The 19017-nt window shown below is 70.5% G+C and carries 15 protein-coding genes and 1 riboswitch; of the genes, 9 read left to right on the top strand and 6 right to left on the bottom strand.

Features of this window, described 5'->3' with window-relative positions:
• Positions 1-107 precede the first annotated feature (107 nt).
• The 4 genes from ACGFNH_RS22595 to ACGFNH_RS22580 all read left to right on the top strand — a co-directional run bounded on the left by ACGFNH_RS22595 (position 108) and on the right by ACGFNH_RS22580 (position 4840).
• Positions 108-1889, top strand: coding sequence for a serine/threonine-protein kinase (locus ACGFNH_RS22595; RefSeq protein ID WP_393656420.1), 1782 nt, complete (start codon positions 108-110; stop codon positions 1887-1889).
• A gap of 135 nt (positions 1890-2024) precedes the next feature.
• Entirely contained in the window at positions 2025-2633 is a 609-nt protein-coding gene (locus tag ACGFNH_RS22590) for a dihydrofolate reductase family protein (protein WP_393656418.1), read from the top strand.
• Between the two features lie 180 nt (positions 2634-2813).
• A complete protein-coding gene (locus tag ACGFNH_RS22585; RefSeq protein ID WP_393656416.1) occupies positions 2814-4106 on the top strand; it encodes a PspC domain-containing protein in 1293 nt (430 codons plus the stop codon).
• Positions 4106-4840 carry a LuxR C-terminal-related transcriptional regulator gene (locus ACGFNH_RS22580; protein ID WP_393656414.1) on the top strand — a complete coding sequence of 245 codons (735 nt, stop codon included), beginning with the start codon at positions 4106-4108 and terminating at the stop codon, positions 4838-4840. The genes ACGFNH_RS22585 and ACGFNH_RS22580 overlap by 1 nt, the downstream gene beginning before the upstream one ends.
• 5 nt (positions 4841-4845) lie before the next feature.
• Here the strand turns inward: ACGFNH_RS22580 and ACGFNH_RS22575 are convergent, their stop codons facing one another.
• Positions 4846-5277, bottom strand: a complete 432-nt coding sequence (locus ACGFNH_RS22575; protein ID WP_393656413.1) for an ATP-binding protein — start codon at positions 5275-5277, stop codon at positions 4846-4848.
• Between the two features lie 126 nt (positions 5278-5403).
• Between ACGFNH_RS22575 and ACGFNH_RS22570 the strand changes: the two genes are divergently transcribed.
• Entirely contained in the window at positions 5404-6189 is a 786-nt protein-coding gene (locus ACGFNH_RS22570; RefSeq protein ID WP_393656411.1) for a Scr1 family TA system antitoxin-like transcriptional regulator, read from the top strand.
• Positions 6186-6437, top strand: a complete 252-nt coding sequence (locus tag ACGFNH_RS22565; RefSeq protein WP_393656409.1) for a DUF397 domain-containing protein — start codon at positions 6186-6188, stop codon at positions 6435-6437. Before ACGFNH_RS22570 ends, ACGFNH_RS22565 begins: the two co-directional genes overlap by 4 nt.
• An 87-nt stretch (positions 6438-6524) precedes the next feature.
• Here the strand turns inward: ACGFNH_RS22565 and ACGFNH_RS22560 are convergent, their stop codons facing one another.
• Both ACGFNH_RS22560 and ACGFNH_RS22555 read right to left on the bottom strand, forming a co-directional pair.
• On the bottom strand, positions 6525-7379 hold the full coding sequence (locus ACGFNH_RS22560; protein ID WP_393656407.1) for an IPT/TIG domain-containing protein: 855 nt from the start codon (positions 7377-7379) through the stop codon (positions 6525-6527).
• A gap of 425 nt (positions 7380-7804) precedes the next feature.
• Positions 7805-8881 carry an NlpC/P60 family protein gene (locus tag ACGFNH_RS22555; RefSeq protein ID WP_393656406.1) on the bottom strand — a complete coding sequence of 359 codons (1077 nt, stop codon included), beginning with the start codon at positions 8879-8881 and terminating at the stop codon, positions 7805-7807.
• A gap of 273 nt (positions 8882-9154) precedes the next feature.
• Here ACGFNH_RS22555 and ACGFNH_RS22550 point away from each other — a divergent pair, with 273 nt between their 5' ends.
• Positions 9155-9508, top strand: a complete 354-nt coding sequence (locus ACGFNH_RS22550) for a hypothetical protein (protein WP_393656404.1) — start codon at positions 9155-9157, stop codon at positions 9506-9508.
• A 163-nt stretch (positions 9509-9671) separates the two neighbouring features.
• Here ACGFNH_RS22550 and ACGFNH_RS22545 read toward each other — a convergent pair whose 3' ends face one another.
• Positions 9672-10790, bottom strand: a complete 1119-nt coding sequence (locus ACGFNH_RS22545; protein WP_393656402.1) for an NlpC/P60 family protein — start codon at positions 10788-10790, stop codon at positions 9672-9674.
• 8 nt (positions 10791-10798) lie between these two features.
• A riboswitch (cyclic di-AMP (ydaO/yuaA leader) is annotated at positions 10799-10958 on the bottom strand.
• Between the two features lie 257 nt (positions 10959-11215).
• On the opposite strand from ACGFNH_RS22545, the gene pcrA reads away from it, so the two are divergent.
• Both pcrA and ACGFNH_RS22535 read left to right on the top strand, forming a co-directional pair.
• Positions 11216-13708, top strand: coding sequence for a DNA helicase PcrA (gene pcrA, locus ACGFNH_RS22540; RefSeq protein ID WP_393656400.1), 2493 nt, complete (start codon positions 11216-11218; stop codon positions 13706-13708).
• A 483-nt stretch (positions 13709-14191) separates the two neighbouring features.
• Positions 14192-15058, top strand: coding sequence for a GyrI-like domain-containing protein (locus ACGFNH_RS22535; RefSeq protein WP_393656398.1), 867 nt, complete (start codon positions 14192-14194; stop codon positions 15056-15058).
• 136 nt (positions 15059-15194) lie between these two features.
• On the opposite strand, the gene ACGFNH_RS22530 is transcribed toward ACGFNH_RS22535, so the two are convergent.
• Both ACGFNH_RS22530 and ACGFNH_RS22525 read right to left on the bottom strand, forming a co-directional pair.
• On the bottom strand, positions 15195-16520 hold the full coding sequence (locus ACGFNH_RS22530; RefSeq protein WP_393656397.1) for a hypothetical protein: 1326 nt from the start codon (positions 16518-16520) through the stop codon (positions 15195-15197).
• Positions 16521-16872: 352 nt separating this feature from the next.
• Entirely contained in the window at positions 16873-18654 is a 1782-nt protein-coding gene (locus ACGFNH_RS22525) for a peptidoglycan DD-metalloendopeptidase family protein (RefSeq protein ID WP_393656395.1), read from the bottom strand.
• Positions 18655-19017: the final 363 nt, after the last annotated feature.

Here is a 19017-nt window from a genome sequence, read left to right as displayed (position 1 = left end):
ACCCTGAGATGTCCCCGGTGGGGACGCGGCAGGTGAACGCCGATATCGTGGCGGGTCCATGGCAGTGTCGGGTCCATGGCAGGCGGGGGAGCAAGGGGAGCTAAGAGGTGTCTTACGACACGGGGAGGGACGAGGGACGGCTCGTCGCAAGCCGCTACCGTCTGCTCGAACGGATCGGCCGCGGGGGCATGGGCACGGTCTGGCGGGCGGAGGACGAACTGCTGGGCCGTCATGTTGCCCTGAAGAAACTGCACGTACCGCCGCATCTGGCCGACGACGAGCGCCGGACGCTGTACGAGCGGACCCGGCGCGAGGCGCGCAGCGCGGCCCGGATCACGCACCAGAACGTGGTCGTGGTCCATGACGTCGTGGACGACGACGGGCTCCCCTGCATCGTGATGGAGCACGTGCCGTCGCGGACGCTCGGCGACGTGCTCAAGCAGGACGGTCCCGTGACGACGGACGAGGCGGCCAGGATCGGGCGCGGGATGATCGCGGCCCTGCGGGCCGCGCACGCCGCCGGAGTTCTCCACCGCGACGTCAAGCCGGGCAATGTGTTGCTGGGCGAGGACGGGCGGGTCGTGCTCACCGACTTCGGCATCGCCGTCGCCTCCGGCACCTCCACGCTGACCCGCACCGGCGAACTCGTCGGCTCGGTGGACTACGTCGCCCCCGAACGCGTCCGGGGCGGAACCCCGGGGCCCGCCTCCGACCTGTGGGCGCTGGGCGCGACGCTCTACCAGGCCCTTGAGGGGCGGCCGCCGTTCCGCAAGGACACCGCCATCGAGACGGCGTACTCGATCGCCGTCGACGCGCTGGATCCCCCGCGCAGCGCGGGCACCCTGACCCCGCTCATCGAGCACCTGCTGGCCAAGGACCCCGAGGCGCGGCCCACGGCGGACACCGTCGAGCTGCGGCTGCGCGACCACGCGGCGGAGGCGGACACCGCCTACGTGGACCGGGAGCAGTTCCCGGACGCGGCGGAGACCACCACCATGGGACGGCCGACCGGTCCGGGGACCGGCCAGGGGCACAGCGACGGCACTGGCCAGGGCTACGGCGCGGGCCACGTCACCGGAGGCCACAGCACCGGCGGCTACGGCAGCGGCCAGGGCGCCGCACCGGGACACGGTCAGGCGGGCGGGTACGGCCCGGCGGGCGGCTACGGCCCCGGCAGCGGCGCGACAGCCACCCCGCCCCCGTACCCCGGCCACTCCGGCGACACCCCTCCCGCGCCCATGCCGGTGCCCGCACCGCCGCGGCGCAAGGGAGCCCGTATCGCCGCCTGGACAGCGGTCGCCGTCGTCGTGGCCGCGGCTGCGGGCGGCTACGTCATGTGGCGCGGGGTGGGCGGGGATCCGGGTGCCTCGGCGGGCAACGGGCCCTCCAAGCCCACCAAGTCGCAGTCGCCGTCGAAGCCTGCCCCCAAGCCCTCGCCCCTGCCCGACGGATACCACCTCGTCGAGCACAAGGAGCACGGCGTCTCCGTCCCCGTCCCCGATGGTTGGACGCAGACGTACCCGAAGGACAGCGTCATCGGGTACGCCGATCCCTCCGGACGTGTCGGGATACGCATCAACGTCCTCGACTTCGCGACCTCCGACCCCCTCCAGCACTGGAAGGACGACGAGGCCAAGTCCCTGGAGGAGGGCAAGCTGCCCGACTACAGGCAACTGCGCATGCAGTCCACGTCCTTCCGGAACATGCCTGCCGCCATCTGGGAGTTCAGCTGGGCGGGGACCAACCGCAGGTACCGCGCGATCGATCTGGGCTTCGGCGAACCCGGGGAGAAGGAGTACGCCGTCTACCTGTCCGCTCCCGAGGAGGTCTGGGACGAGAACCGGGAGATCTTCGACGACGTGCGGAACAGCCTGAAGATCCTGGACTGACGGGTGGACGTACGGCCGCGTCGCCCGCGGGCAGCCGTACGGACGCAGCCACGTGTCGGAGACCGATGAATGTCCGGCCGTCGCGGAGTCTGAACTGGTACGAGGGGGACCGGTTCATTCGAGAGGCAGGACGTCATGACCCGCATCACGCTGACCACTTTTCTGTCCCTGGACGGGGTCATGCAGGGCCCCGGCGGTCCCGAGGAGGACACCAGCGGCGGCTTCGACCAGGGCGGCTGGCTGGTCCCGTACTACGACGAGGACATGGGCGGGTACGTCGACACCTGGTTCCGCCAGGCCGACGGCTTCCTCCTCGGCCGCAGGACGTACGAGATCTTCTCGGGCTACTGGCCGCAGGTGACCGACCCGGACAATGTCGTCGCGACGCAGCTCAACAGTCTTCCCAAGTACGTGGCCTCCACGACTCTGGAGAAAGCGGACTGGAACAACGCGACGGTGATCGGCGACGACGTCCCCGGGAAGATCGCCGAGCTGAAGAAGGAGCCCGGCCGGGAATTGCAGATCCACGGCAGCGGCGCCCTGGCCCGGTCCCTGATGGCACACGACCTGATCGACGAGTACCGGCTCTGGATCTTCCCCGTCGTCCTCGGCGAGGGGCTGCGCCTCTTCGCCGACGGCGCGCGCCCGAGCGCCATGAAGCTCAAGGAGGCGAGGACGACGAGCACCGGCGTGATGGTCCATGTCTACGAACCGGCGGGCAGGCCGACGTACGCCACGTTCTGACCGTACGGCCCGTTCCCAGCAGCACGGCACGGCACGGCACGGCACGGCACCGCACGGCACGGCACCGCACGGCTCGCAGCGCGTGAGCCGGGCCCGTACGACCCGTCCACGGGCGGCCTGGGGGACCGATCAGGGTCGACCCTGATGCCCGCCGTGGTCCGCCCGTGTGACGATCGGGGCATGACCGCCGCTGCCCGCGCCGGAGGCCCCTTCGCCCCGGCGCCCGACGCCCCCGAGGAACCGGCCCCGCGCAAGCTCTACCGCAGCGCGGACGGCCGGATGGTGGGCGGCGTGGCGCGCGGTCTGGCGGGCCACCTCGGCCTGCCGGTCTCGTGGGTCCGGATCGTCTTCCTGGCGCTGCTGCTGCTCGACGGGCTGGGGGCGCTGCTGTACGCGGGGTTCTGGTTCGCCGTACCGCTGGGCGTCGGCGGCGTCCAGGCCCGGCCCGCCGAGACGGCGGGCCCCGACGGCCGCCGACGGATCTTCGCCAGGAAGCCGGACAAGGGGCAGATCTTCGCCCTGCTGGCCCTCCTCGCCGGTATGGCGATCTTCGTCGACAGCATCCAGCTCGGCCGGGCGGCCAACGCCTACATCTGGCCGGTCCTGCTGATCGCCGCCGGTGTCGCGCTCGTCTGGCGCCAGGCCGACAACGCCCGCCGCGGGCGCTGGATGGCGGTCGGCCGCAGCAAGCGGGTCCAGGCCGTGGCCCGCAGCGCGGCCGGGGTGGTGCTGGTCTGCCTCGGCGTCACCGGGTTCATCGTGCTCCGCGGCTCGGCTCACCAGCTCGGCACCGTGCTGACCGCCGCGCTCGCCGTGCTGGTCGGCGTCATCCTCCTCGCGGGCCCCTACCTGGTACGGATGACGCAGGACCTCTCCGAGGAGCGGCTGATGCGCATCCGGGCCCAGGAGCGTGCCGAGGTCGCCGCCCACGTCCACGACTCCGTCCTGCACACGCTCACCCTGATCCAGCGCAACGCCGAGGACCCGAAGGAGGTCGCGCGGCTGGCCCGCGCCCAGGAGCGCGAGCTGCGCGCCTGGCTCTACAAGCCGGAGGGCACGGGCAAGGACGAGGACGCCGAACCGGAGACGTTGGCGGAAGCCGTGCGGCGGACGGCCGCCGAGGTCGAGGACCACCACGGCGTACCGGTCGAGGTCGTCTGCGTCGGTGACTGCCCGCTCGACGAGAAGCTGACGGCCCAGCTCCAGGCGGCGCGCGAGGCGACGGTCAACGCCGCGAAGTACGGTGGCGAGGGCGGGACCGTACAGGTCTACGCCGAGGTCGAAGGGCGTACGGTCTTCGTGTCCGTACGGGACCGGGGCCCCGGCTTCGACCTGGACGCCGTCCCGGAGGACCGGATGGGCGTCCGCGAATCGATCATCGGCAGAATGCAGCGCAACGGCGGGACCGCGCGCCTGCGTTCGGCGCCGGACGGGGGCACGGTAGTGGAGCTGGAAATGGAGAGGGCTTCGTGATGACGGAAGAGGCAGAGAGCCGGAACCGGAGCGAGGCCGAGGCCGAGGCCGGAGCCACTGGCGACGCGACCGGCCGCCGCGTACGGGTCGTGCTGGTCGACGACCACCGGATGTTCCGGACGGGCGTCCAGGCCGAGATCGGCCGCACGGACGAAACGGGTGTGGAGGTCGTCGGCGAGGCCGCGGACGTCGATCAGGCCGTCACCGTCATCACCGCGACCCGGCCGGAAGTCGTCCTCCTGGACGTCCACCTGCCGGGCGGCGGAGGCGTGGAGGTCCTGCGCCGCAGCGCCGCGATGATGGGCGACCCGGAGCAGCCGGTGCGCTTCCTCGCGCTCTCGGTCTCCGACGCCGCCGAGGACGTCATCGGCGTCATCCGCGGCGGCGCACGCGGCTACGTCACCAAGACCATCACCGGCACCGACCTGGTGAACGCGATCTTCCGCGTCGCGGACGGCGACGCGGTCTTCTCGCCGCGCCTGGCGGGCTTCGTCCTCGACGCCTTCGCCTCGACGGACGCCCCGCCGGTCGACGAGGACCTGGACCGCCTCACCCAGCGCGAGCGCGAGGTGCTCCGCCTGATCGCGCGGGGCTACGCGTACAAGGAGATCGCCAAGCAGCTCTTCATCTCGGTGAAGACGGTCGAGTCGCATGTCTCGGCGGTCCTGCGCAAGCTCCAGCTCAGCAACCGCCACGAGCTGACGCGCTGGGCGACGGCCCGCCGGCTGGTCTGACGCCCTCATCCCACCGGCCCGGCCGGGAGCTTGAGGGCGAACCACACGGTCTTGCCGATGCCGCACGCCCGCGGATGAGCACCCCACTCGTCCGCGAGCGCGGCGACGAGCGCCAGACCGCGCCCGCCCTCGTCCTCGGGCGACGCGGTACGGGGCTTGGGCAGCTCGCCGCTCGCGTCGGAGACCTCGACGCGCAGGACGCCGTCCCGCAGGATGCAGCGCGCCCGCATCTCCCGGCCGGGTGAAACACGGGCGTGCGCACGGGCGTTGGTCATCAGCTCGCTCAGCAGCAGCACGGCCGTCTCGGCCGTGTCGTCCGGGACCTTCCACGAGCGCGCCTGCTCCCGCAACAGCTCCCGGGAGCGGCCCACACTGCGGGAGTGGCGGGGGAGCCGCCATTCAATGTCCTTCGGTGATGGGGGAGTTCCGTCGACCATGGCTCAAACAGTGCTGGTCACCGCGTAGCCTCGGGAGTAACGGCGCGGGTACGGACGGTGGTGTACCCCGCGTGCACCGGGGAGAGGCGGGGTGCGATGACGACTGGGAACTCGTCCCAGCCGCCCATGGCTTGGCGCTACTGCGGCAACCAGCTGAAGCTGTGGCGCACACGAGCGGGCGTGACTCGCGAGGAGTTGGGCCGCGAGGCGGGCTATACGTACGAGGCCGTCAAGTCGATGGAGCAGGGGCGCAGAAAGCCGACGTTGCGCGTGCTTGAGGTTGCGGATCAGATGTGTGCCGCGCAGGGGTTGTTGATTGCTGCGCAGGACTATCTGAAGCCGGACAGATTCCCTTCCTACTCGCAGGACTACATGCGGTACGAGGCCGATGCGATTGCTCTCAGCTGGTACGAGTCTCAGCTCATTCCTGGGCTGCTTCAGACTCCGGTGTACGCACGGGCCCTGATGAATGGCCACTGCCCGCCGCTCGATGACGAGACGATCGAGGAAAGGGTGGCGGCACGACTGGAACGCCAGAGCATGCTGGAGAAACAGACCAAGGGTTTCAACTTCGTCATCGAAGAAACCGCTCTGCGCCGCAGGATCACGGGTGCCGATGCTCACGTGCAGCAAATGAGGTACTTGGTATCCATTGGGGAGCAACGCAATGTGACTCTCCAAGTCATGTCCACTGATCAGGGCTACCACCCAGGGCTCATGGGCCCGTTCGTCGTGCTGGAGACGCCAGAGCACGACCATCTTGCCTATGAAGAGGGACAGTCGATGGGTGCGCTTTATGCCGACCCGGAGAAGGTGAGCGTCATCCGGCGGCGCCATGACATGATCCTGCGGCGGGCCCTCAGCCCTGAGGAGTCGGTGCGATTCATCGGGAACTTGGCGGAGGGGACATGAGATACGGGCTGGCATGGTTCAAGTCCAGCTACAGCAACTCCGAGGGTGGCGCCTGCATTGAGGTTGCCGTCTCCTGGCGGAAGTCCAGTCACAGTGACGCCGAAGGCGGCGCCTGCGTCGAGATGGCAACCTGCCCCGGAACCGTGCACGTTCGGGACTCCAAGGACACCTCCGGCCCCCAGTTGGCCTTCACGCCCGCCGCCTGGGCCGAGTTCGTCGGGTTCGCGGCGCGGCAGCCCGTCCCGTAGACGGGCCCGAATGCACCGGTGCCCCGGCGCGGGCACGGCACGTGGAAGGTGCCGTGACCGGCCGGGGCACTGGCCCGGGTGGGGCTGTCACACGTAGGTGTAGCCGCCGGGGACGGTGGCGCTGCCACCGGGGGTGGTGACCACGACAGCCGCGTTTCCGGCCACACCAGCCGGCGTGATGCCGATCAGCGTCGTTCCTGACGGGTGGACGAAGAGGACGGTGGCCGCGTTGCCGCCGACCGTGACGCTCGCACCGGTCAGGTTGGAGCCGCTGATGACGAAGGTCGTGCCGCCCGCGGTGCTCCCGGTGGCCGGGGTGATGGAGGCGGCGACGGGCGCGACCGGCGCGGTGTAGGTGAAGCCGCCGGGCACCGAGGTCGTACCGCCCGGACCCGTGACGACGACGGGCTGGTTGCCCGCCGTGCCGGCCGGGGAGATGCCGGTCAGCACCGTGCCGGAGCCGTTGACGACCACACCGGTGGCCGGGTTGCCGCCGATGGTGACGGACGCCCCGGTCAGGTTGGTACCCAGAATGGTGAACGGGGTGCCACCCGCGGCGGGCCCGGAGGCCGGGAGGATGGCCGCCGCGACCGGAGGCAGCGGGGTGATCGTCGTGTAGACGAACGGGAACGGGTTGCTGCTGCCGCTCGGGGTGACGACCACAACGGGGGCCAGTCCCGGAGTCACGCCCGCGGGCACGACCGCAGTGAGCAGGAAGCCGGGGATGATCGAGGTGACCCCGGTCGCCGGGACACCGCCGACGGTGACCGAAGTGGGGCTGTTCAGATTGAAGCCGACGAGGAAGATGATCTCCCCCGCGCCACCCTGGGCCGGTGCGACGGCCAGGAGGGTGGGCCCGAGGACGGGGAACCCCGGAAACGGCGGAAGCGGCGGAAGGGGCGGGAAGGGGAATGCGAGTTGGTTCTGTGCCGATGACTGCATGGCGAATTGCCTCCAACTGGCGGGGCTCAAACGGCAATTGGCCGCGCGCCCCGCATCCGAGAGTGGGTCGTGCTTTTCACGCTAAGCAGGACCCCGCGTCAATGGGAGGCGTGAATTCACTCCGACGAGGCATTCGGTAAACAGTGCGACTATACGAAGACGAGCTGCTGAGGAAAGGCGTCCCACCCGCGTACGCCGTGCCGCTCCCCAAGTCCGGTGCAGGTATCCCTGATACCAACCGGGCCTTATCGCCGGAAAGTTGAGGCCAAGGGCTGAATTGCGGGTCAATTGTGTCGGCCGATTCCCGTCAGCTTCCCGTCGGCGCGACTGCCGGAGCCGCCGCACCAGGATGTGGGACCGCCTGTCCCCGGAGGCGGTCGCCGCATCACGAGCCTGCGGGCCCCTGCGCCGAGCCGGTCGACCGCCTACGCCGGGCGCGTGGCGCCCGAGAACGGCATCTGGTCGATCGGGGCGATGCGCACCGGGGCGCCCGGGCGGGGGGCGTGGATCATCTGGCCGCCACCGATGTAGAGGCCGACGTGGCTGACGCCCGAGTAGAAGAACACCAGGTCGCCGGGCGCGAGTTGGTTGCGTGTGACGCGCTGTCCGGAGTTGATCTGGGTGTAGGTGGTGCGGGGGAGGGAGACCCCGGCGGCTCTCCAGGCGGCCTGGGTGAGTCCCGAGCAGTCGAAGCCGCCGGGACCTGTGGCGCCCCAGACATAGGGCTTGCCGAGCGCGCTCTGCGCGAAGGCGACCGCCTGGGCGGCGCGGGCGTTCGGCGCGCGGACCGGGCCGCGGGAGACGGCGCGGCCGGCGCGGCCGGCCGTGGCGGCGCCGGCCGCGGAGTGCCCGTCCTGGTCGAGGATCTCCGCGCGCTGCGCTGCCGTCAGCCGGTCCAGCAGCCGCTCCGCCGCGCGGAGTTTGCCGTGTGCGGTCCGCTTGTGGCCGAGCAACGTGGCCTGCTGGTCCTTCAGTTCGCCCAGTTTTCCGGCGGCCTCGCTCCGTACCTGCTCGATGGCGCGGATCTGGTGCCGGATGCCGGAGACGGCCGTCGCCTGGCGGCTGCCGGCCCGCTCGACGGCGGCGGCGCGGTCCAGGTAGTCGCCGGGGGAGGAGGAGAGGGCGAGCTGGAGTGCCGGGTCGATGCCGCCGGAACGGTACTGGGAGGTGGCGATCGAGCCGAGTGCGTTGCGCGAAGCACTCAGCTTCTCGGTGCGGCGGGCCGCCTCGTCGCGGAGGCGCTCCAGGGACCGCTGCGCGGCGAGGGTCTGCTCCTTCGCGCCGTTGTACTTCTCGGTGGCGACCTCGGCTTCGTGGTGCAGCCGGTCGACCTTCTCCTTCACCTGGGCCGGGGTGGGGGCCGGGTCCGCGTGGGCGGCTCCTTCGAGGGCGGTGGCGCCCGCCGCGCCCGCGAGGGCGAACGTCGCGGCCGTACGGACGGCGGTGCTGCCCGTGAGCGAGCCGATGAACGATCGCTGCCTGGGCTTCCTGTGCGAGGCCACGGCGGCCGTCACTTCCTTCCCCTGGTCTCCGGTGGCCTTGCGGAGGGGCCCGTTCCGGGGTGCCGTACGGGCACCTAGGGGGAGGACGGTAATCCGCTTCGTCCCCGCCATGAGCCGGGATGACCGGGACTGAAACGTTTCGGTACGGCACTGATCGTACGGACCGGGTGATTTCCGCACGCTCTGGCCGTTCGCGCTACTCGCATGACCGAAGCGGCAATTGAGGCCCACCTGAGTGGAAGCGGCTGCTATGGGCCCGGCTAGGCTCCGCGCATGGACATAGCCATCAATGTCTTTGTCGGCCTGCACATCATCGGTATCGCCGCCCTGCTCGGCGGCTTCCTGAACCAGATGAAGGCGATGGGCGAAGGGACCGCGCGCTTCACCCCGGGCATGCTGCACGGCGCGCTGACCATGCTCGTCACCGGCGTCGCGCTCGTGGGGCTGAATCAGGCCGACGACCAGACGGTCAACAACGTCAAGATCGGCGTGAAGCTCGCCGTCCTCGTCGTCATCCTCGGCCTGGTCTATGTGAAGCGGGACGAGGAGAAGGTCGAGAAGGGAGCCTTCGGCGCCGTCGGCCTGCTCACCCTGGCCAACATCTTCATCGCCGTTCTCTGGACCTGACGGCTTCCGGGCGGGCGCGCTCATCTCTCGCGGACACCGCGCAGCCCCCCGGCCGCGCGGTGCCTGACGTACGGGCACGGACCGCCCCCACCGAAGGGGGGCGGTCCGTGCCCGGCCCCGACCGGCGCCCGGCGAGGGGCGCCCGTCAGGGAGAACACTGCGGCTACGCGGGCCGGACGCTGCCGTAGATCGGCATGTACGTGATGGCCTCGGTGCGGACGTTCGCACCCGGCTTCGGCGCGTGGATCATCTTCCCGCCGCCGATGTAGATGCCCACGTGGCTGATGTCGTCGTAGAAGAAGACGAGGTCGCCCGGCTTGAGGTCCTCGGTGGCCACGCGCTTGCCGACCTTCACCTGGTCCCAGGTGGTGCGCGGCAGCGAGACCCCGGCGGCCTTCCAGGCACCCAGGGTCAGCCCCGAGCAGTCGAAGGAGTTCGGGCCCGTCGCCCCCCACACGTACGGCTTGCCGATCTGGGCACGCGCGAAGGCGAGCGCCTTCTCGGCCTTGGCCGCGTAGGAGCCGGAGCCCTCGGTCCGGCCGGAGCCCTGGTCGGCCTCCTCCTGGCGCTGCTTCTCGGCCTGCTGCCGGGCCAGTTCCTCCGCCTCGCGCTCGGCCTCGGCCTTCTTCCTGCGCTCGATCGCCGCCAGCCGGGCCTTCTCCTCGGCCGTCAGCTTCGACAGCAGCTCACGCGCGCCCGACAGCTTGCGCTGTACCGACTCCTTGGTCGTACGGAGCTGCTGCTGCGACTCGGACAGGCCCGCCAGGCTCTCGGTGGCCTCGGCGCGCTTCTTCGACGCGGCCCGCTGCTGGGTCTCGAAGTCCTCGACCGCCTGCTTCTGCCGCCCGGTCATCCGGGACATCAGATGGTCCTGGTCGAAGTAGCTCTGCGGGTCGTCGGCGAGCATCATCGTGGCGGTGGAGGCCATGCCGCCGTTGCGGTACTGGGTGGCGGCATAGCTTCCGAGCAGCCGCCGCGCCTCGTTCAGCTTCTCCGTGCGCTTGGCGACGTCGTCGAGCAGCCGGTCCACTTTGGAACGCTCCTCATCGGTGCGCTCCTTGGCCTGGTTGTACTTCTGCGTGGCGCTGCCGGCCTGCCGGTAGAGCTCGTCCACCTTCTTCTGGACTTCTTCGATGCCCTGCTTCGGCTCGCCCGGAGCGGCCTGCGCACTCTGCGACAGCAGGCTGACCGATGCGAGGGCCGCGGTCGTCAGCCCGACGGTCGCCCGGCCCGAGCCGGGTGACGTGAGGCCACGTGTCCGCGGTTTGCGGTGCGACGCCAAGGCGCGCGTCTCCTTCCGTGGACCGCTTACCGGGTTAGCTGTCGGGTTCGGGCGATCGGAAGGCTGCCCTACGGCTCCGCACGGACGGGCTGCATATGCACGTGCGGGGGCCGATTCACCCCGGTGGGACGTGTGGGTCCCCGGTTCCGGATGCCGTCGGGACGTCGTTCGGACACCCGCCGGGCAGAGCCGGATTCAGCGGAGGCTGCCCGTGCCGACGCGGTCGTCGACGGGGGGTGCGAGCCGCCTGAGCGAGCACGGTAGCCAACGTGTGGGGTACCTGTGAAGGCTGATGTTCGATATGCCCGAAACCTTTTCGTGACCAATCCGGGGCGCGATCGTTCGGAACCGGATCGGGGGCTCGTCCGTCCGAGGACCGGGAACCGGCGTGGGCTGTCAGTCGGGCGGCCTAGACTCGGGGAGCGATGAGCAGCCTCTTTGACGACAACTTTCTGGCGGGCTTCCAGCACCCGGGCCCGGGTCCCTCCGCCCATGCGGGGCGCACCGGTGAGGAGCACCCGCCTCCGCCGCCCGAGGAGGGCGGTGGCGAGGACATCCCTGCCGGTCTCTTCGGCGGGAACTTCGACGCCTCCGCGGACGAGGACGCCCGCGACCGGTACTACCGCAACGGCGCGCACCGCCCCGCCGTGGACACCGCCGCGCTGCTCCAGGGGCTGAACGAGGAGCAGCGCTCCGCCGTCGTCCACAGCGGCTCCCCGCTGCTCATCGTCGCCGGGGCCGGCTCGGGCAAGACCCGGGTGCTCACCCACCGCATCGCCTATCTGCTGGGCGCCCGGCAGGTGCACCCCGGCCAGATCCTCGCGATCACCTTCACCAACAAGGCCGCGGGCGAGATGAAGGAGCGCGTCGAGGAACTCGTCGGCCCGCGCGCCAAGGCGATGTGGGTGTCCACCTTCCACAGCGCCTGCGTCCGCATCCTGCGCCGCGAGAGCAAGAAGCTCGGCTTCACCTCCAGCTTCTCGATCTACGACGCGGCCGACTCCAAGCGCCTGATGTCCCTGGTCTGCCGCGACCTCGACCTCGACCCGAAGCGCTATCCGCCGAAGTCCTTCAGCGCGAAGATCTCCAACCTCAAGAACGAGCTGATCGACGAGGAGGACTTCGCGGGCCAGGCGTCCGACGCATTTGAGAAGACCCTCGCCGAGGCGTACACGCTCTACCAGTCGCGGCTGCGCGAGGCCAACGCGCTGGACTTCGACGACATCATCATGACCACCGTCCATCTGCTCCAGGCGTTCCCGGACGTCGCCGAGCACTACCGGCGGCGCTTCCGCCATGTGCTGGTGGACGAGTACCAGGACACCAACCACGCGCAGTACATGCTGGTGCGCGAACTCGTGGGCACCGAGGACACCGCGCCCGAGGACGGCGTGGGAGAACTGTGCGTCGTCGGTGACGCCGACCAGTCGATCTACGCCTTCCGCGGCGCCACGATCCGCAACATCCTCCAGTTCGAGGAGGACTACCCCGACGCGACGACGATCCTGCTGGAGCAGAACTACCGCTCCACGCAGACGATCCTGTCCGCCGCGAACGCGGTCATCGAGCGCAACGCCGACCGCCGCCCCAAGAACCTGTGGACCGAGGCCGGAGCCGGCTCGGCGATCACCGGCTACGTCGCCGACACCGAGCATGACGAGGCGCAGTTCGTCGCCGACGAGATAGACCGTCTGACGGACGAGGGCAAGGCCAGGGCGGGCGACGTCGCCGTCTTCTACCGCACCAACGCGCAGTCCCGTGTCTTCGAGGAGATCTTCATCCGGGTCGGCCTGCCGTACAAGGTCGTCGGCGGCGTCCGCTTCTACGAGCGCCGGGAGGTCCGCGACGTCCTCGCCTATCTGCGGGTGCTCGCCAACCCCGAGGACACCGTGCCGCTGCGCCGGATCCTCAACGTCCCCAAGCGCGGCATCGGCGACCGCGCGGAGGCGATGATCGAGGCGCTCGCGCTGCGCGAGAAGGTCTCCTTCGCCCAGGCGCTGCGCCGGGTGGACGAGGCCTACGGCATGGCCGCGCGCTCGGCCAACGCCGTCAAGCGGTTCAACACCCTGATGGAAGAGCTGCGGACGATCACCGAGTCCGGCGCCGGCCCGGCGACGATCCTCGAGGCCGTTCTGGAGCGCACGGGCTATCTGGCGGAACTCCAGGCGTCCACCGACCCGCAGGACGAGACGCGGATCGAGAACCTCCAGGAACTCGCCGCCGTGGCGCTGGAGTTCGAGCAGGACCGCACCGAGGAGACCCCGGGCACCCTCGCCGAGTTCCTCGAACGGGTCGCCCTGGTCGCCGACTCCGACCAGATCCCCGACGAGGACGAGGGCGAGGAGGGCACCGGCGTCATCACGCTGATGACCCTGCACACCGCCAAGGGCCTGGAATTCCCGGTCGTCTTCCTGACGGGCATGGAGGACGGCGTCTTCCCGCACATGCGCGCGCTCGGCGACACCAAGGAGCTGGAGGAGGAGCGGCGCCTCGCGTACGTCGGCATCACACGCGCCCGCGAGCGGCTGTATCTGACGCGCTCGACGCTGCGCAGCGCATGGGGCCAGCCGTCGTTCAACCCGCCTTCCCGCTTCCTGGAGGAGATCCCCCCGACGTATGTGGAGTGGCGTCGTACGGGCGGCTCGACACCGTCGGCCTCGGCGGCGGCCGGGGTGGGCGGCGCGCTGTCGAGCTCCTCGCGCTCCCGGCCCGGGCCGAGCGGCTTCGCCACGCGCAGGGCGACGGACCGGCCGGTGATCGCGCTGTCGGTCGGCGACCGCGTCACGCACGACCAGTTCGGACTGGGGACGGTGATGTCGGTGGTGGGCAGCGGACATGACGCCAAGGCGACGATCGACTTCGGGGACGAGAAGCCGAAGGTTCTGCTGCTGCGGTATGCGCCGGTGGAGAAGCTCTGAGAAGGCGTGATCCGGCCGCCGGCGTGGTGGGCCGCCCGGTCCGTACACGGTGCGGACCGGGCGGCGGCACCCCGTCGCCGGGCCGGCCTCGCGTTGTCAACAGCCGCCCGGTAGGTGCTGCGACTTCGGGGGCGGGGGATGTGGGGCGCGGGCTGCGGGCTGCGGGCTGCGGGCTGTGGGCTGTGGGTCGGCTCGCGGCAGCCGGGCATTCTCGTCACGCACGGCACCCTCGACACACGAGAGCGGGATCCGGTGCAACTCCCGCCCTGAACGGTGCGGTTGGGGTCCCGGGCCCTGCCACGGTGAACCGTCCCGGCGTTCCGCAACGCGCCTCGACCCGGTTCCCCCGGGATGCGTCGGAGGGGAGTGCGGCACGACTCGCCACCGGTGATCAGCCCTACCCGACCGCAACGGGCACAGGATGTCGGGCCCGGCACCGTGGTCCCTTCCTAATGTGATGGATCGGAAGGGAAGGAGGCAGGAGTGCTGGAGCGGCTGAATCAGGCCATGGACCACATCGAGTCGCATCTCGATCAGCGGATCGCGGTGTCCGAGCTGGCGCGGATCGCGGTGACGTCGGAGTACCACTTCCGGCGGATGTTCTCCGCGCTGGCGGGGATCCCGCTGTCGGAGTACATCCGTCGCCGGCGGCTGACCGTCGCGGGTGCCGAAGTGCTCGCCGGGGAGCGGACGTTGCTGGAGATCGCGGTGCGCTACGGCTACACCTCCGGTGAGGGGTTCGCGCGCGCGTTCCGCGCGGTGCACGGACTGGGTCCCGGCGAGGCCAGACGGACCGGCGCGGCTCTGCATTCCCAGCCACGGATGTCCTTCCGCCTCATCGTCGAAGGGAGCAGCAGCATGCGGTACCGGGTCGTGGACAAGGAGCAGTTCCGCGTGGTCGGCAAGAAGGCTCGTGTCCCGCTCGTCCACGAGGGGATGAACCCGGCGATCGCCGACTTCATCCGGAGCATCGATCAGGAGACGACAGGGCGTATCGCCGCACTGTCCGACCAGGAGCCGGAGGGGATCGTCTCCGTGAGCGACGATCTCGACCCGAGCCGGGCGGAGGGAACCGAACTCGACTACTACCACGGTGTGGTGACACGGTCCGCCGTGCCCGAGGATCTGGACGCGCTCACGGTGCCGGCGGGCACCTGGGCCGTCTTCGAGAGCTCCGGACCGTTCCCGCAGGCGTTGCAGTACCTGTGGCGGGATGTGTTCACACAGTGGTTCCCGTCGAATCCGTACCAGAGCCGGCCGGGGCCCGAGATCCTGCGCACCCGGCTGTCGGCGGACGGAGCCCAGGCGGATGCGGAGCTCTGGATCCCTGTGGAGCGCACAGCGGTCTGAGCGGGTGGAGTGGCGGTGTCCCGTACCCAGGACACCGCCACGCCGAAGCTGCCGGTCAGGACAGCGGAAGCGCCTGCGCCCGCGCTGACGTGCCACTCGCCAACGATCTGTGGGAGCGCACCCGTTGTCCCGTGGGTCAGGAGGCGGGCTTCAGATCGCCGATGACGCCGATCCTGAAGCCGAGCCAGGGATACGTGGCGTTGTAGAAGAAGTTGTCCTGAGGCTGCAGGCCGACCGCCGAGAGCCACATCTGATAGGCGGGCGCGTTGGCGGTCCCGCCGTGCAGCCGCCGCCAGACCCGCGCGGAGTTTCCGCCGGTCGGAGGCGGCGTGACGGTATCCGTCCACTCGACCGCGTTACCGCCCTGGTCGAGCGTGCCCCACGGCGAGACGGTCCTGGCCTGCCCGACCGTGCTCACGTTGCCCTGGTAGAGCTTGGCGTAGGCGACGGGGTCCACGCCGATCGGATTGACGGTCGTGCAGGCGACGGGCCCCGCCTGTGCCGGGCACCAGCTCGGTGCCGGCTGCCCGTCCGCGAGGTAGGTGGCCAGGGGCTGGGTCGCCGCGTTGGTGACATCGCCGGTGGTGGGGTTCAGCACCGACGGGCTGGGGGCGGTGGCGTCGCCGTCGCCGAAGACGCCCGCGTTGGTCGGGTACTTCCAATAGGAGTACGTGCCACCGCCGTTGGGGTCGAAGTAGGCGGACTTGATCCATTCGTTCTGGCTCGGCAGGACGAAACCGGAGTTCCGGGTCCGCGAGGGCGCCCGCCGCGCCATGTCGTACATCCCGCGCTCCGTCCGCGGGGACAGTTCCACCTCGTAGCGGACGTAGTCGAACTGGCCGTCGGAGTCCGCCCGTTCGGAGATCAGTCGGCCGTTGACCAGGGAGTTGACGAACCGCGCCGACCTGAGGAAGTTGGCGAACGCATACGGCTTGTCCGCCCACTCCGGATACCCCACGGCGTAGTGGCTTCCTGCGGCGGCGGAGGAGGAGAAGGTGATCTGGCCGTACTTGGGCCATGCCGAGGAGCTCTCCTCCTCGTCGTAGAGGTCGTGGGGGTCACTGCCGGTGGGATCGGCGGTGTTCAGGAATGCCACCCATTGCTCGACGGTGACTTCGAGCTGTCCGATCTCGTACGGATAGCTGACACCGCCGACCATCAGACACCCTTCCGAGTCCGAAGGAGCGTCCGCACACGACCGGTAGACGGCGTCCGTGAACGGGACGACGGCCACCGCCGGATTTCCGGGCGAGCCCACCTTGGCCGTCGTCACCGTGATGACCGACCCCTTGCCGGATGATGACGGATTGCCGGACCCGGGGAGCGACGGCTCGGCCGCGGCGGAACCGGCGACCGCGGACGGGGCCAGCAATGCGGCCGCCGCACAGACCGTCAGGGTCGCCCCGCTGATACGGCGTCGGCTGCTGCCGCGCCTGCGGCCGGACACGATGTGGGTGCGCATTGCCGGGCATCCCTTCCGCCATGACCACTCGCCCAGTGGCCGACAGGCAGCCGAGCGGCCCGACGATCACGGGCGCCGGGTGAGAACACGCTAGCCGTGCTGTTTACGCTCCGCATCCGCTGGACCGCGGAACGTGCTGACGCGGAGGAAGGGGAGGGGGAGGGTGCGCGCCTCGATGGGGCGAGCCCGGACGGACTGCGTCGGCGGGGTGGACTGTGCCGGACTGTGTCGGGCGGGGCCGGACGGTGCCGATGGGCCGGACTGTGTCGGCGGGGCCGGAAGGTGCCTTCGGGGCCGAAGGCCGGGAGGGCGGAGGGGCTGACGGCCCGTGGAGCCAGGGGCCCCGGGTGAATCAGGAGGGATCGAGGCCGTGGCTGCGGAGCCAGGGCAGCGGGTCGACGGCCGAGCCGCCGCCGGGGTGCACCTCGAAGTGCAGGTGTGGGCCCGTGGAGTTGCCCGAGTTGCCGGAGTAGGCGATCACGGTGCCCGCCTTCACCGTGCCGGACCGGATCTTGGTGCTGCTGAGGTGGCAGTACCAGGTCTCGGTGCCGTCGGGGGCGGTGACTATGGCCATGTTGCCGTAGGACATGTCCCACTGGGTGCGCACGGTGCCGTCGGTGGCGGCCATGACAGGGGTGCCGTAACTGACCGGGAAGTCGATGCCGGTGTGCACGGACATCCAGTTGATGCCCGCCTGGCCGTAGAACGCGCTGAGGCCGTCCTGCTCGACGGGGAGCGCGAACTTCGGCCGGAGCGCCTCCTTGCGCGCCGCCTCCGCCTCCTTGCGCTTCTTCTCCTCCAGCTGGCGCTGCTTGAGGTCGAGACGCTCCTGGGTGCGGCTGGCACGGTCGGCGAAGTCGTCGGCGTCCGCGGTGAGCGTCGCGAGCTGGCTGTCGAGCTTGCTGTTCGCCGCCGCCGGCTTCACGGACGACGGGTCCGGTGCGGCCTGCGTGCTCTTCGCCTCGTCGCTGCCGCCGCTGACGGAGGCCGCGGCGATCCCGGCGACACCCATCACGGCCACGGACGGTACGGCGACGGTGAGCATCGCGGAACGGCGGGCGGGCGTGCGGCGGCGGCCACGGGCGGCGGCGCTGCGGCGCTGGACCGGAACGGTGGCGACACCGTGCCCGCCCTGGATGCCGGCGGAACCGTGCCCGGCGTCGGGTGCGTCCCCGGAGTCGGCCGCGGAGCCGGTGTCCGCCGACGCGTCGCCGAAGTCGGCGTCCGCGTGGCCGGTTTCGGGTGACTCGTAGCCCTGCTCGTCCAACGCCTCGAAGACTGCGGTCCGTTCGGCCTCGGTGTCCTGCGGAGCGTCGTACGCCTCCTGGCCGACGTAGCCGGACTGGGCGTAGGGATCCTCGACGGCCGGGGCGAAGGCGGAGGTGTCCCAGGTGCCGGTGTGGGCGGTGGTGTCCCACTGGGTCGCGTCGTACTGGCCGGTGTCCTGCGGGCCTGTGTCCTGCGGGAAGTCCGGCTGGGTGAACTCCTGCGCACCGAAGTCCTGGCCGCTGAAGTCCTGCCCGCTGAAGTCCTGGCCGGGATTCTGCCCGCCGAAGTCGTACGAGCCCGTCGCCCAAGCGGTGGCGTCCTGACCCTGACCGGCGGTGTGGGCCTGACCGGCCGGACCCTGCTCGGCGGCGTGGAAGGCGTCGGCGTTCGCGTCGAGGGACTCGACGGGCGCGGGGCCGCTCTGGTGCGGAATGGCGCCGCCCCATGCGGAAGTGTCGTAACTGCCGGTCTCGTGCGAGGTGCCCGGATAGGTTCCGTACGCGTCGTAACCGTCGTAACTGCCCATCGGTACGCCCCATTGCGAGGTGTCGTACTGGCCCGAGTCGTAGGAACTCGTGTCGTACGTGCCCGTGGTGGAGTACGTGCCGGTGCCGGTGCCGGTGCCGGTGCCGGTGCCGGTGCCGGTGCCTGTGCCTGTGCCGTATGAGCCGGGCAGCGCGCCGAAGAGCGGATCGCTGTCGTCGTAGGCGGCGGTCAGGCTGTCGAAGGTGCCGGTGGAATAGCCGTCGTACCCGGCATAGCCGTTGAGGGCTCCTTGCTGGTCGTACGGGGCGTAATGCCCGTACGAGGCGTCGGGAGCATGAGCGGTCCGGGCGGAGCTGCCCGACGGGTGACGGTCGTTCACCACCAACTTCTCTTTCGCCTCGACAGCAGGAGCTGGGGGTCTGGGGACTCCCCCAGGGCGGTGCAAGTGCGGCGACTGTACCCGGCGGTATGCGGCGCCGACAATCTTCGGCAGGTTTCCGGCCCTCAAGGAACGGGCATTTGGCCGCCTTTCGGCGTCTGCGTACCGGAGCTTGGCCGGGCGTTCGAATATCGTTCGACGTCGATTCCCGGGGCGCGAGGTCTCGGCGCGGTGGAACCGGAGGCGCGGTGACGGTCGCGGAGCAACCGTCTTGTCCGGCCTGTCCGTTGCGTACCTCGCCGCTGTTCCATCCGGCTGCTGTGCGCCATGGGCGGGGAGCGGGGTTCACGGCGGGCGGAGAGC

Source organism: Streptomyces sp. NPDC048639, from assembly GCF_043199075.1.
Classification (GTDB): domain Bacteria; phylum Actinomycetota; class Actinomycetes; order Streptomycetales; family Streptomycetaceae; genus Streptomyces.
Note: the sequence above shows the minus strand (reverse complement) of the source record. Positions and strands in the feature narration are given on the sequence as shown.

Excerpts from the sequence above, each read along its gene's own strand:
- ACGFNH_RS22590 (WP_393656418.1), top strand. The coding sequence starts at position 2,025 with ATGACCCGCATCACGCTGACCACTTTTCTGTCCCTGGACGGGGTCATG.
- ACGFNH_RS22585 (WP_393656416.1), top strand. The coding sequence starts at position 2,814 with ATGACCGCCGCTGCCCGCGCCGGAGGCCCCTTCGCCCCGGCGCCCGAC.
- ACGFNH_RS22580 (WP_393656414.1), top strand. The coding sequence starts at position 4,106 with ATGACGGAAGAGGCAGAGAGCCGGAACCGGAGCGAGGCCGAGGCCGAG.
- ACGFNH_RS22575 (WP_393656413.1), bottom strand. The coding sequence starts at position 5,277 with ATGGTCGACGGAACTCCCCCATCACCGAAGGACATTGAATGGCGGCTC.
- ACGFNH_RS22570 (WP_393656411.1), top strand. The coding sequence starts at position 5,404 with ATGGCTTGGCGCTACTGCGGCAACCAGCTGAAGCTGTGGCGCACACGA.
- ACGFNH_RS22565 (WP_393656409.1), top strand. The coding sequence starts at position 6,186 with ATGAGATACGGGCTGGCATGGTTCAAGTCCAGCTACAGCAACTCCGAG.
- ACGFNH_RS22560 (WP_393656407.1), bottom strand. The coding sequence starts at position 7,379 with ATGCAGTCATCGGCACAGAACCAACTCGCATTCCCCTTCCCGCCCCTT.
- ACGFNH_RS22550 (WP_393656404.1), top strand. The coding sequence starts at position 9,155 with ATGGACATAGCCATCAATGTCTTTGTCGGCCTGCACATCATCGGTATC.
- pcrA (WP_393656400.1), top strand. The coding sequence starts at position 11,216 with ATGAGCAGCCTCTTTGACGACAACTTTCTGGCGGGCTTCCAGCACCCG.
- ACGFNH_RS22530 (WP_393656397.1), bottom strand. The coding sequence starts at position 16,520 with ATGCGCACCCACATCGTGTCCGGCCGCAGGCGCGGCAGCAGCCGACGC.